Source organism: Nostoc sp. NOS(2021) (genome assembly GCF_017115025.1).
GTDB lineage: Bacteria > Cyanobacteriota > Cyanobacteriia > Cyanobacteriales > Nostocaceae > Nostoc.
Map to the genome: position 1 here is coordinate 82,829 of NZ_JABXKM010000130.1, position 13,424 is coordinate 96,252.

General features: G+C 39.9%; 8 protein-coding genes and 1 pseudogene. 2 read left to right on the forward strand and 7 right to left on the reverse strand.

Annotated elements, in window-relative coordinates:
• Window positions 1–198: 198 nt before the first annotated feature.
• The 4 genes from HWQ41_RS17090 to trxB form a co-directional block, all read right to left on the reverse strand.
• The gene (locus HWQ41_RS17090) at window positions 199–1,095 is read right to left on the reverse strand and encodes an ROK family protein (protein WP_292765089.1); all 897 of its coding nucleotides are present in this window, start codon (window positions 1,093–1,095) and stop codon (window positions 199–201) included.
• Between the two features lie 198 nt (window positions 1,096–1,293).
• On the reverse strand, window positions 1,294–1,503 hold the full coding sequence (locus HWQ41_RS17095; protein ID WP_292765092.1) for a hypothetical protein: 210 nt from the start codon (window positions 1,501–1,503) through the stop codon (window positions 1,294–1,296).
• A 129-nt stretch (window positions 1,504–1,632) separates the two neighbouring features.
• A complete protein-coding gene (locus tag HWQ41_RS17100; RefSeq protein WP_292765094.1) occupies window positions 1,633–2,529 on the reverse strand; it encodes an ABC transporter permease in 897 nt (298 codons plus the stop codon).
• Window positions 2,530–2,778: 249 nt separating this feature from the next.
• Window positions 2,779–4,149 (reverse strand): thioredoxin-disulfide reductase, encoded by a 1,371-nt coding sequence (gene trxB, locus HWQ41_RS17105; RefSeq protein WP_292765097.1) that lies wholly within the window; start codon window positions 4,147–4,149, stop codon window positions 2,779–2,781.
• Between the two features lie 254 nt (window positions 4,150–4,403).
• On the opposite strand from trxB, the gene HWQ41_RS17110 reads away from it, so the two are divergent.
• Window positions 4,404–4,964 carry a type IV pilin-like G/H family protein gene (locus HWQ41_RS17110; protein ID WP_292765101.1) on the forward strand — a complete coding sequence of 187 codons (561 nt, stop codon included), beginning with the start codon at window positions 4,404–4,406 and terminating at the stop codon, window positions 4,962–4,964.
• 146 nt (window positions 4,965–5,110) lie between these two features.
• The gene (locus tag HWQ41_RS17115) at window positions 5,111–7,330 is read left to right on the forward strand and encodes a tetratricopeptide repeat protein (protein WP_292765104.1); all 2,220 of its coding nucleotides are present in this window, start codon (window positions 5,111–5,113) and stop codon (window positions 7,328–7,330) included.
• A 181-nt stretch (window positions 7,331–7,511) separates the two neighbouring features.
• Here the strand turns inward: HWQ41_RS17115 and HWQ41_RS17120 are convergent.
• From HWQ41_RS17120 to HWQ41_RS17130, 3 genes and pseudogenes are all read right to left on the reverse strand, one after another.
• Window positions 7,512–7,913, reverse strand: a pseudogene (locus HWQ41_RS17120) (Uma2 family endonuclease); the annotation flags it as partial.
• Window positions 7,879–9,555: an O-linked N-acetylglucosamine transferase, SPINDLY family protein gene (locus tag HWQ41_RS17125; RefSeq protein ID WP_292765107.1), complete on the reverse strand. Its 1,677-nt coding sequence runs from the start codon at window positions 9,553–9,555 to the stop codon at window positions 7,879–7,881. The pseudogene HWQ41_RS17120 and the gene HWQ41_RS17125, both read right to left, overlap by 35 nt.
• Complete coding sequence (locus HWQ41_RS17130; RefSeq protein ID WP_292765109.1) at window positions 9,552–13,409, reverse strand: glycosyltransferase; 3,858 nt, start codon at window positions 13,407–13,409, stop codon at window positions 9,552–9,554. Before HWQ41_RS17130 ends, HWQ41_RS17125 begins: the two co-directional genes overlap by 4 nt.
• Window positions 13,410–13,424 lie beyond the last annotated feature (15 nt).

The window sequence follows — 13,424 nt, forward strand, 5'->3', positions numbered from 1 at the left end:
ATAAATAGGCAGCATGGGGAAAGAATTAGAGACTAATCATTTGTATCAGGCATTTCGTGAAATGGTATGACAAGTAGCCTAAAAGTATTGCTCTGAATAGCTTTCGGTAGTATGCACTTAGCTGAAAGCCACATTCAACACAAAAAGAAGCCCCACGTCTCATCCGTCAGGGGAGCGTGGCGCTTATTTTTGTTTTAGCTAAAATCCCGAATAGAGTTGCCATGCCAACTTTGCTGCACCTACTATCCCAGCAAAATTGCCTAACTCTGCTGGCAATATTTGTAAACCCGCCCGTGATAAAGGCTGCACTCGCTTCTCAATTTCTGCCTTCACACCTGGTAAGAAAAACTCAAAGCTGCCACTTATACCGCCACCAATGACGATCGCTTGCGGTGTGAGTACATAAATCAAACTCGTCAAACCAATTCCCAAATTATTACCATATTCTTGCCAAAAAGTCAAGGCTGCGGCATCTCCTTGTTGGGCAAGAAAACCCAATTCGACGGGTTCCTTGAGAGTGCGGCGGCGAATTGCAGTGGCACAGGCATATTGTTCCAAAGAGCCTTGATTGCCACTATTACAAATTGGGCCATCAGGATTTAATGAAATTAAACCCAATTCCCCGGCGGCTCCTTGATGTCCAACAAATAGTTTGCCATCCAGGATAATTGCGCCACCAACCCCAGTTCCTAAAGTTAGCAGAATCAGATTTTGAAAGTGGCGACCGGCTCCCAACCAAGCTTCTCCCAAAAGAGCGCAATTAGCATCGTTAGCGATCGCAGTCGGTTTGCCAGTTTTAGCTTCTAACCAGTCTGCTAAAGGCACATCGCGCCATTCAGGTAAGTTAATCGCGATTTTGGCAATGCGTCCTGCTGCATCGGCTGGGCCAGGAGTACCAACACCAATCGCAACAGTTTGATTATCTGGATCAATTTGAGCGATCGCATCTACCATCACTGCCAGCACCGCCCCTGGTGTTGTCGGTTGGGGAGCTGCCACAGTCAAAGATAAGAGACAAGTACCATCGGGTGTAAAACGCCCCAGCTTAATAGCTGTTCCTCCCACATCAATGCCAATTACTTGAGAACTCACCACATTAAAATCCTCACAGCAAGCCGCAAATTTTCGACTTTAACAAGCATCGTAGTACAGCTTTGCACAAGTTCGTAGTCAATAAAATAGCCACGTAGCAAACCTCTGCGCCCCTGGAGCGTTGAAATTTCACCCCTGAATTCGCCACAATTTTCCGCAAATCTGTACTTAGCGTCTTGGCGGGAAAAAATTCTAAATTTTCTATTCTATTGAGTGCGAGTCGTTTTCATCCCCAATCTTAAGACGCGGGACTTTAAACTCCGATTTCTGTAAATTAGCAACAGTCGTGGTGCGGAAACTCGATTGCTCCTGCCAAGCAGTAATTGGCGCACCTCTTAAGATACCAGCAAGAGCAACGGAAAGGATAAACCCGCCAGTAGCGGCAGCAATTAACGTTAGGTTATCTTTCATACAAATCTCTCTATTGTTTATTTGTCCTTTGTCCTTTGTCCTTTGTCCTTTGTCCTTTGTCCAAAACTAATGACTAATGACTAATGACCAATGACCAATGACTAATGACCAATGACCAATGACCAATGATTACTTTCGGATTCTATTTTCTCTCCGTAATCGGGGATTGACAAATTCATTTAACCCCTCACCAAGTAGTGATAACCCTACTACCATAAATGTCATCGTTAAACCAGGGAAAAGCGTAGTCCACCAAATGCCAGTAGGTAGAGCTTCTAGGGCTTGTTTTAAATCATGTCCCCATTCTGGCACTTCTTCGGGAAGTCCTAGCCCCAAAAAACCCAAACCGCCCAACACCAAAATCGCATCAGCGGCGTTGAGTGTGAATAGGACGGGTACGCTTTGAATGACGTTGAAAAACAGATAACGAGAAAGCACAACCCAAGTGGAAGCGCCCATTGCTTGAGCAGCTTCGATGAACACTTCAGTTTTCACGCTAACGGTGTGGTTGCGAACAACGCGATAATATTGGGGGATGTAAGCAATGCTAATAGCGATCGCTGCATTTAATATCCCACGCCCCACCACAAAGGCCAGTGTCACAGACAGCAGTAGCCCCGGTAGAGTGTAGATGCTATCCATAATAAACAGCAACACTTTATCCAATTTCCCGCCGAGATAACCACTCAGCATCCCCAAAGGCACACCGATAATCATACTCAGCGATGTTGCCAAAATCACCACCAGCAAAGCAGCTTGAGCGCCAAACAATGTCCGGGAAAACACATCATAACCCAGGCGACTAGTACCAAACCAATGTTTAGCTGAGGGTGGCTCGTGAATTGGATTTGAGAGAAAATCTTTCGGGTTTTGCAGCCATCCCCAAGCCTGGAATACGGGAGCGAAGAATGCCAGGAAGATGAAAAAGAGGGTAATGGCTAACCCGATAAGCATGAGTTTTTGGGAAAGATTGGAAGTTTTGGCAAACTGTAAAAATGTCGGTAGTCGCCGTTTTGTAATGGCCATAAAGCGATCGCCTGGATCAAGCAAGATACGCTGACTATTTTACATATCAGATGGGGGATTGGGAATTGGGGATTGGCAATTGGGCATTAGATATCTTGCAAAAGTCCCTAACACCCTACCCCTTAATTCCCTCCGCGCTCTTCGAGAGGGGAGACAAAGCGTAGCTTAGGCGGGGTGGGGTTCTTATTTGTGATTTATCCAAGAGGTCTATTGGTTATTTCTCCCTCATCTCCCTCATCCCCCCATTCCCTAAAGATTACTTTCAATCAACTGGCGGTATTCGCTCTTTTGCTTCACGCCTTTGACTTCTTTCACCATTTCCTTATTTTTGAACAATTGAACTGTTGGCGTTCCTGTCACACCAGCATTTTCAGCAATATCTCGGTCTTTGTCGATATCAATTTCCACAAAGTGAATTTTGCTGTCAAATTCATCCACTACTTTATTTAAAATTGGCTTCAGGGTATGACAAGGGCCACAACCAGGAGAGACGTATTTAACAAGGAGTAAGCGATCGCTTTCATGGAACAATTTCCGTAAAGCATAACCTCCTTCATGGCGCGTCCCATTCAAATTAAATCCAGCTTCTTCCTCAGCTTCAGTCTTTTTGGCTGGCTGATGTTCTAATTCATTATCTGCTGTTTCTGCCTGTTGATGGAATTCTTGAATCAAGCCACTGGATGACAACCAACGTTCTGCCAACATCGCCGCCATACAGCCAGTACCCGCAGCCGTTATTGCTTGCCGAAACTCATGATCTTGGACATCGCCAGCAGCAAAAACGCCTTCTACACTGGTTTCCACAGTACCGTGCTTGGTGACAACGTAACCCACTTCATCCAGTTCTAATTGACCTTTAAATAGAGAGGTATTGGGACTGTGACCAACGGCGTAGAATAAACCCTTAGCGTGCAGTTTGCTTTCTTCACCAGTTTTAGTATTGCGGACTTTCACCCCTTCCATATGACCGTTACCGAAGATATTCACGGCTTCTGTGTTCCAATGCACTTGGATTTTTGGGTTGCTCAAAACCCTGTCTTGCATGGCTTTAGAAGCCCGCATCTTATCGGTGCGTACCAACATATTCACCTTAGAACCGTATTTGGTGAGGTAAATTGACTCTTCCGCGGCCGAGTCGCCAGCACCAATCACAGCCAATTCTGCGCCGTGGAAAATTGGTGTTGCACCATCGCAAATCGCACAAGCGGAAATACCCCGACTCCAAAATTCATGTTCGTTGGGTAAACCTAAACGCTTTGCTGTTGCACCAGTAGCAATGACAATGCTGTTGGTTTTAATTTCCCTTTCTTGCGATCGCACTGTAAAGGGACGCTGACTCAAGTCAACTGATATAACATCTTCAGTATATAGTTCAGCCCCCCAGCGCTCCGCCTGCGCCTTCATCTGATCCATCAGTTCCGGCCCGGTAATCCCTTGGGGAAACCCTGGAAAGTTCTCAACTTCCGTTGTTGTCATTAGTTGCCCACCAGGCAAACCCCCGGCTTGGAAACCTTCAAATACAACGGGTTTCAGGTTAGCGCGTCCCGCATAAATTGCGGCTGTGTACCCTGCTGGTCCAGAACCGATAATTACCAAGTTTTCTACTGTCGGGTTAGTCATGATCATATATAAACTCATAACGACTACGCTTAATATAGCATAATAAACTGTGATTGGCTATGCCCAAAGCAGGCATCGCAAGTTAGAAAAATCAGGAATATCGTGAGAGCGATCGCAGGTTGCCACTTGAAAGGATTCTGGATTGTGTAACCGCATCTACCCAAACTTTTTTTCTGAAGGTGATAGGAAAGCGATCGCAGGTGGGTAAGTTACATCTAGAACACCCAATCACTTCCTACTCACGGAAAACACTTATGAAAACCGAATTAAAAGCCAAGTTTCTCCAACACATCCTCGCCAAGAAGAAGGGAGAAGAGGGTTTTACACTTATTGAATTACTAGTAGTAATTATCATCATTGGTATTTTATCTGCGATCGCTTTGCCTTCTTTCTTGAACCAAGCTAACAAAGCCAAGCAGTCAGAAGCTAAAACTTATACAGGTTCGATGAACCGCGCGCAGCAAGCTTATTACTTAGAAAATAATTCATTTACAGCTTCAATTGGTAGTTTAGGACTTGGTATTGCAACACAAACCGTAAATTACCAATACGCGGCTGTCACGCTGACGGGCAATAGTGTAGTAACCAACCAAGCAATAGTAAATCTAGCCACTGCGCCTCTCAAAAGCTATGTTGGTGGTGTAGAGGTGACAAACCAAGCTGCTACCAGTGAAGCTACTACTATAGCTATATTGTGTGAAGCTAGCGCCGCTATGGTTAACGGTGGTGTAAATGCAGCTGCAGCTGGCTCTCAATTTGCCTACACCGCTGGAGCACCTGTTTGTCCCACCGGCTACACGACTTTGGCTAAGTAATCAATCAAGGATAAGCAGTATATAAACTGTCTCTCAACTAGATATTTTCCAAATTCCAAAGTGGGTAGATGCTTCTATCCACTTTATTTCCATTATGTAAGTCCTTCACAATTATATTCCTCATAAAATTTTCTCAGATAATTACAATGATTACTGATATATATAATTGGCAAAATGAAGCTGAACAATACTTCATTAAAGAAAAATATTCGCAAGCAGCACAGTTATATGAACAAGCAATATCAATAGATCCAAATGCTATTTCTTATTATTGGCATTTAGGGTTACTATTGCTATTACAAGGGCAAGAAGCAGAAGCTCAAATGACTTGGATGCTGCCAATGACAGAGGCAGATGAAGAACAGTTGCAAATTTGGACAAATGAACTATTTCAAGTTTTGCAAATAGAAGCTGAAAGACGCGAAACACTGGCGGAATATTCTCTAGCTTGGTTAATTCGCCAGCATATGCGGGAAATTAATCCTAGTTATATAAATAATTTGCTTCAAATTCTTATACTTTCTATAAAGTTGCAAAAATTTGAAGAAATTGATGATTTAAATGAATGGGGATTAATTGAAAGCTTAAACGCAAAAGAAAATATAGAAATCAATCCCGAATTATTAATCCAAGTTTTAAAAGAATTTTTAAATACTGTTCCTTTACATCCAATTAATCTAAATTTAATAGAAGCTAGTCTTCCTTATTTCTCTGAAACTGATCAATGCTTCTCTATACTGCTTCCTGCTGCTATGGAAATTGGTCATACTTTGCGGCAGCCTTTACTAGCAGCATCTCTGCTAGAATTGCATTTACGATTGGAGCCAAATAATGTAGAAATTTTACGGCACTTAGCGACTTTTTATCAAGATGCTCGTAATTATTCTCAAGGAATAGAGACAGCTAGATTGTGTTATTCCTTATCAGAAGGTTTGGCTGATAAAATTTTTGCCCTCCATTTGCTGTTAAGGGGTCTAATGTCAGCAGGGGGATATTGGCAAGAGATATGTACAACTTGTCAAGAATTGGAAACTGTATTTCAACAGTTTATTAAAGCTGAACGAACTCCTTTAGAAGAAGCAAGAATATTACGGTTACTTACGCCATCTTTTGCGATCCCTCACATTAAAGATGCTCCTGCTGAATTTCGAGTTATTCATAATCAGGTAGCTGATATTTTTAATAATTATATCCAAGCTCTTGCCCAATCAAAAGGAAAAAACTATGATCGTCAAATTATTAATAATCAATCTTTAACACACCATCCGAAGAAATTAAAAATTGGTTATATATCTTACGCTTTAAGGAATCATTCTGTTGGTTGGCTAGCTCGGTGGTTATTTCAACATCATAATCGAGATAAATTTGATATTCATACTTATTTTGTTAACTGCAAATTAGTAACCGATTATCTCCAAGAATGGTATCTAAATCAGGCAGGGAATGCTCATAAATTAGGCATGAATGGTCTAGAAATTGCTGACCAAATATATCAAGATGAAATTGATATTTTAATTGACCTAGATAGCATCACTCTAGATGTTACCAGTGAAGTGATGGCACTCAAGCCAGCCCCAATTCAAGTTACTTGGCTGGGGTGGGATGCATCAGGCATACCTGCAATTGATTACTTTATCGCAGATCCTTATGTACTACCAGATGATGCCCAAAATTACTATACAGAAAAAATCTGGCGATTACCCCAAACTTACATAGCAGTAGATGGTTTTGAAGTTGGTGTACCAACTCTCCGCCGCGATGACTTGGATATCCCTATGGATGCCGTTGTATATCTCAGCGCCCAAAGAGGATATAAACGCCATCCAGAAACGACAAAGTGGCAAATGCAAATTATCAAACAAGTACCTAACAGCTACTTTTTGATTAAAGGGCCTGCTGAAGAGGAAACAATTAAACGGTTCTTTTACCAAATTGCCGAAGAAGAAGGTGTAGATTGTTCTCGGTTACGATTTTTACCACAAGTTCATTCAGAGTCAGTTCATCGTGCTAATTTAGGCATTGCTGATATTGTATTAGATACATTTCCCTACAACGGAGCGACGACAACCCTAGAAACATTGTGGATGGGTATCCCTTTAGTGACAAGAGTTGGTGAACAGTTTGCAGCGCGTAACAGCTACACCATGATGATAAATGCGGGGATCACAGAAGGCATTGCCTGGACAGATGAAGAGTATATTGAGTGGGGTGTGCGCTTAGGGAAAGATGAGGCTTTACGCCAGCAAGTCGCTCTGAAGTTGAAAGCATCGCGGCAAACAGCACCGTTGTGGAATGGCAAACAGTTTACCCGTGAGATGGAAAAGGCTTACGAGCAGATGTGGCAGAAGTATATTGAGGGAAAATAAGCTCGTGGTGAGCGATTGAGCGCTCCTTTCTTAGAGGATGTTTACGCCGTGTGCAACTTTCTCTCAAACCTAACCCCCAACGCCTTCCCTACTAGCGTTGGGGAGCAAGCATCAAAGCTTCTCGACCTTTCGGGGAGAGGCTTGGAGAGGGGTCTTAAGAATAAGTTGCACATTGCGTTAATTAACCCCATATAATCTGCAAGTTTAAAACAAAAGCAGGTAATATATTTTCTCCAGATAAACTTGTAGGGGACTCTAATACTTCTTTTGGTTGTGCTTGTCGATAAATATCAACACGGCGTGTTTTTCGCTCAATAAGCCAGCCTAGCTTTACTCCCACGTTCATATATTCTTGCATTTTTGCTTGTGTTTCACTCAAACTATCAGATGGGGACATTCGCTCTAAAACAAAATCGGGGGCGATGGGTGGAAACTTTTCGCGTTATTCTGCTGAAAGGGCGATCCATCTGGTAAGTTTGATCCAGGAAACATCAGAAGAGCGATCGAGACCATTAGGGAGTTTAAAGCAAGTGGAAGAGTCGAAGACTTCACCCAATTCTGTTTGTTCGTTCCACAGCTTGTATATAAAAGGCTTCTAAACCTGCAACACAGGCTTTATCATCAAAGAGACGATCGTGATTTTGGCTCATTCTTTCGGCAATAGTGCCTCGCCAAGTCGGGTCTAGTCCTAATTTGACAGCAATTTCGAGATATTCAGTTTCATCTTCAGCAATGGTATCTGTCACTCCTAGCATTTTCAGAAAGCTGTCAGAGTGACGACCCCGCATAAATTCTCCGGGACAGGTAACAATGGGGAGATTACAAGCGATCGCTTCTAAGGTAGTATTACCACCAGACCAGGTGAATGTATCTAGATAAACGTCTGAAAGTAAGTTAATCATTAGATAGTCGAGTCGCTCTGGAATACTAAGAAATACACAATAATCCTCGCTGTTCAAACCGATAGCAGCAAAAGCACGCTTCAGGCGTGGCTGAAGTATAGTACCACGCAAAAACACAAATTTAGCTTGCGGAACGCGATGAGCAATTTCTGGATAAATAAAATCATATTGCGGTAGATACTTGAAAGGAGCTTGGCAGCATAAATAGATGACTGCATCATCTGGTAGCTGAAAATCTGAGCGGGTTTTGATAACTGGCGGAATATATGGTTTAGGATAAGAAACGCCAATATTAGGCAAGCGAATTAATTTTTCTGAATAATGTTGTTGGGCATTTTCAGGTTCCATTAACTCGCTAGATAAAAAGTAATCAATTGTGGGTAAGCCAGTTGTTACCGGATGTCCCCAAGCCGTACATTGTACAGGCGCAAGCCGCAGACCTGCCATTTGCATAGTTTGCGGATTCATCCCAATTTCGGGAAAAACTAAAATGTGCAACTTATCGGCAATTATCTGTTCACAGGCTGCTGATAAATTATGAGGAATATGGTGGAAAACATTACTATATTCTTGAAATTTTTGGGTAATTGTATCTGGCTCATTTCCTGTGTAATAGCAGTAGATTTCAAAGCTTTCATGATTGCTATGACGCAACCAACCTGTTAACCAAAGTGTTCCACTATAAGAATGCAGGTAATGGGAAACGTAACCAATACGAATTTTGTTATTAGGCTGAAGCTTAGGCATAGATAAAGGAACGACCCATTGTGGATAGTTAACAGCCATAATTTCATGCACTAAGTTTCCATATTGGCGTTGCAAATCTATATCATTTTGTGCTTGATATGATAGGTAAAAGTTTGTGAGGCGACCTATACCGGCTAAAGTACTATGTTGCTCTTCTGTAGTTTTAATAGATGTTTGCTCAATTAAATCTCGCAATCCTTGAGTGTAGCGTTGGCGATAAAAGTTAATTTCTCCCTGATTCTCATATATTAATGGCACTGTTAAATATTTTATGAGTTGAAAAGTATAATCATCAGGGAAGCATTTAGCAGCATTCTCTGCACTTAAAATTGCTTCTTGAATACGTCCATTCTGCCGCAAATCGATGATTAATGAAAAATGTAGTCTTTCATCTGTAGGGTAAAGTTTAATTCCTTGCTGGAGAGTACTAAAATATTCATTTAGCAGGTTTAATTGTCTATAGCAATAGCTCAAATTCCAATAAATATCTGCATCACCTGATTGGATTTCTAGGAGTTTTTGATATTGGGCGATCGCTTCTTTCCATCTTCTCTCAAAAAAGAATTTATTGCTCAAGCAAAAAAAAACTGTTCAGCTTGTGCTTGACTAAAGCTTTCTATTTCGTAAGATGTGAGAGTTTCTGCTTTTGCTTGACTCAGCGCGTTTTTATCTTCGTATTCCAAAACAATTCTTGCATGTATGCGAGGTAGCAAAGCTTCCCACTGAATATCAGCCAGGTTTTCCACTAGAGAAATTTCTAATTCTTCGGTAACATCAAAATCTTCCTGTACCAAAAGATTCATAACCACACTAGATAAAAATAGTTCAGCATCCTCACCAGCAATGTTACCAGTATCGATAATTAGGGTAGTTTTTTCACTATTAGGATGAGTGGCGATCGCCTTCATCACTCGTTGCAATTCTAAACCGATTAACTCTTCTGGCTGTAACCAGTCTGGGAAAATAATTAGGTTAATATCTTTTAAGCGGAAATTTTGACTCAGAGTATCTGCAAGATATTTACTAAATAGTTCTTGAAAGAGGCTGCCTATTTTAGCTGAGTAAGAGCGGCTATCCATAAAACTAGGATTACCTTTCATTTTTTCCTTGATTTGGGCGCTCTTTTGTTGGCGTAATTCAGGATCAGTTCCGAGTGCGATCGCTAACTGTATATAAGACTCTTCACTATCGGCAACTAAATCAGGTACATCTAATGCTTGCACCATTGCAGCGCCCATTGCAGAGCGAAAACTAGTTCCCCGTCTAGCAATTACTGGTAAATTAACCTGTAGTGGTTCTATCAAAGAAGTTGTTCCAGCAAATGGAAAAGAATCTAAATAAACATCGGCAATACCGAAGTATGCTTTAACTTCTTGTCGATTTGGTACGGGCTGAGGATCTAAGACTATCAATCGGTCTACTGGTATTCCATGCTTTGAAAATACTTTATTCAAGTGATTCACAAAAGCTTTTTTAGGATAAACATCTGACCAATTGGGGCCGAATGGTAGAAGTACTAAAACAGAATTTGGCACTCCGAAAATTATTTTTGCCCACGTATAAATCAGTTCAGGGATAATTTTGAAGTAGTTAGCACCAGAGATAAAAATAATAGCATTGTCAGCAATACCTAAACTTTGTCGCTCACTTTTTACAATTACCTTGTCTTCTTCATTGCCATAACTAAAGCAATGAGCAGTTCCTTCCAGTTTCACCAATTTTTCTTGATGTTGCTGTTCTGCCGTTGCCGATGGTTCGGTTAGTGTACCAGAGATATAATAATCAATATGCCGCATTCCTGTTGTTACCACAGAGCCACCACTTGTGACTTGTATTCTAGCTAACCGATGTATTGATAAGAGGCAGATTTGATTCGTTACTGCCGTCACATTGGTAGCAATGAATAATATATCGATATTATCAGCACGAATAATATTTACCTGTTCTACTAAATCTTGTGGTAGTACTTTAAACGAGTTTGCACAACTACGGCAATATTGCTCTAAAGGATGATCAGTTTGATTAAGAGAGTACAAGATTACTTCAAAATCTCTACTGATATACTCATAAACAGGAAGGTAAGCAAATGTTTCAGATCCAGGTAGAAAATGTGCAGCTAGGACACCCAACCGTATTTTTTTTCTGCTTATAGGTCTATCAGTAAACTCGTAATCTACCTTATAACCCTTAAGTTCTAGTAAAAACTCTATAATTTCTCCCCGTTTAACATAGATATCTTTAAGATTAGCCTCATTAAAATATAGGGGAATAAAATTAGCAATTGAAGCAAAGTTATTAACTATTTCATCCCACAACTGAGAATCAGAATTTTTGAATATCGATGTGTGTAAGTAATCAATCCACCCCTGCATATAGTAATAGTAATTATCTGCATCACCCGGTTCTTGAAAGTGGACTGGGGAAGAAAATAGGAATTGTAAATAGTCCTTAACTAACCAACGGGGTATGCGAGACAAGTCATGCTGTAATGGTAACTGATCAGCACGGCGATAGAGCATAGCTGCTAGTAAATGCTGAATTGCTTTTGGCTGATCAAAACCTTGAGATATACTTTTAACGATATCATTAACGAAAATCTCTTCTTCATCAGTCAGACTTTCATATAAGATGCTACTATTCACTAACCTTTTATGTGTTTTACCTAGCAGACCCACATACATATCTGTTATCTGCTCATCTGAAATATTCAGGCATTCTTCTGCTATTTGTTTTCGCAACTGATGCAATTCTGCATTTTGTTCACTCAAAGTTGCGTATTTATAGATAGCTTGTTGTCTCGTTGCTTGAGGATATCGTATATCACTGTAAATTGTCTGAAACAGTTTTTGATAATCTAATAAAATAGCATCCTTTAAAGCAACATTTCGACGAGTTTGTTGTTGTGAATGTATCCTAAAGTGAGATAAAACTTTGTCAACAAAACCAACTTTGTATTGGCTCATAATTCTAAGCCACATTTCCAAATCTACAAGTTGACAAAACTCAGAATTAAATAATCCTACTTTTTCAAAAACATCTTTTCTAACGAGGACTGTGCTTGGCTCTCCAATTTTATTAATTGGATTATCAAGTATATTTGAATCTTGCAAAAGTTGCTGTCCTAGTTGAATTGGCTTTAATCTTAACCAAGCTTTGTGTACATCCTTAGCTTCGTGATGCATTAAAAAATTTGAATCATAGACGGTATTGCCAGTATTAGTGAAAAGTCTTCTCGGCGAAAAAACTAAACCTATTTCTTCATCTTGTTCAGCCAAATTGAGCATTTCTTCAATAGCGGTTGGCTCTAATAAGTCATCTTGAAATAAAAACTTTATATATTTACCTTTAGCTTGAGAAATACAGAAATTCCAATTTTGAGCTAGTCCATACTGACTGTGTTCGAGAATTGAAAAATCAAAGGATAATTTTTGGTTAAATGATTTAGCAATCTCAACTGTTCTGTCAGTAGAATTATCATCAGATAAGATAATTTCTATATTTGGATAGGTTTGGCATAACACACTATTAATAGCTTCTGCAATAAATCTTTCACCATTGTAAGTAGGAATACAAATACTAACTAACGGCTGTCCTTGCAAGAAGTTAGTTTTCTTATAAGCAGTTTGTTGCTGTGATTTATTTAATTCTTTATCCTTTAAGACACTAGCTAGTTGTTGAGAGTAGAAACTTATGGATATATTTATAATTGCTTGATACTGAGAACTAAGATTATATTTTATAGTGTCAAGCATTCTAATAGTTTCTGTTATTTGCGATTCTCGGCTTTTACTAGACCATACTCCTTTTGCATGAACCCTATATGCTGCCATCACTTCATCAATATATCCGATTTTTCCATGCTGTGCATTTAAAATATGGAAAGTCCAATCTCCCATACTTTGTTCAGAAAACCAATCGGGAAACTCTTGTACCAAACCAGCACGATACATTACTGAAGGAGTAGAAATAAAATTGTTTATTAACAAATTTTCTATAGTAGACGTTTTTGGCTGATTATGTAGGAAAATAGCAGGTGAGTAACTGTTATCTTGCCAAAATACTAATACATTGTGAAAACATATAGCGAAGTCTAGATTTTTATCTAGAAAATCTACTTGTTTTTGCAGCTTTTCGCTAGAAGTCCAGTAGTCATCACCTTCTAAAGCTGCGATATACTGACCTTGGCAAGCTTGCAACGTATTCATAAAGTTTTGGTGCATACCAAGATTTTTATCAGGCAATAACAACCGAATTTTTTCGGGATAATTCTTTTGGTAATCAATTACAATTTGGCGTGTATTATCTGTAGAATAGTCTTCTCCTATAACAACTTCATATTCAAAATTAACTTGCTGCATTAAAACACTTTCAATGGCCTGGGCAATATAATATTCATGATTATAGGTAGTCATTAAAATACTTACTTTCATACTTTTACCTCTAAG

What these genes read in the sequence shown, in the direction of transcription:
- HWQ41_RS17095 (WP_292765092.1), bottom strand. Translation starts at nt 1,503, where the DNA reads ATGAAAGATAACCTAACGTTAATTGCTGCCGCTACTGGCGGGTTTATC.
- HWQ41_RS17100 (WP_292765094.1), bottom strand. Translation starts at nt 2,529, where the DNA reads ATGGCCATTACAAAACGGCGACTACCGACATTTTTACAGTTTGCCAAA.
- trxB (WP_292765097.1), bottom strand. Translation starts at nt 4,149, where the DNA reads ATGACTAACCCGACAGTAGAAAACTTGGTAATTATCGGTTCTGGACCA.
- HWQ41_RS17110 (WP_292765101.1), top strand. Translation starts at nt 4,404, where the DNA reads ATGAAAACCGAATTAAAAGCCAAGTTTCTCCAACACATCCTCGCCAAG.
- HWQ41_RS17115 (WP_292765104.1), top strand. Translation starts at nt 5,111, where the DNA reads ATGATTACTGATATATATAATTGGCAAAATGAAGCTGAACAATACTTC.
- HWQ41_RS17130 (WP_292765109.1), bottom strand. Translation starts at nt 13,409, where the DNA reads ATGAAAGTAAGTATTTTAATGACTACCTATAATCATGAATATTATATT.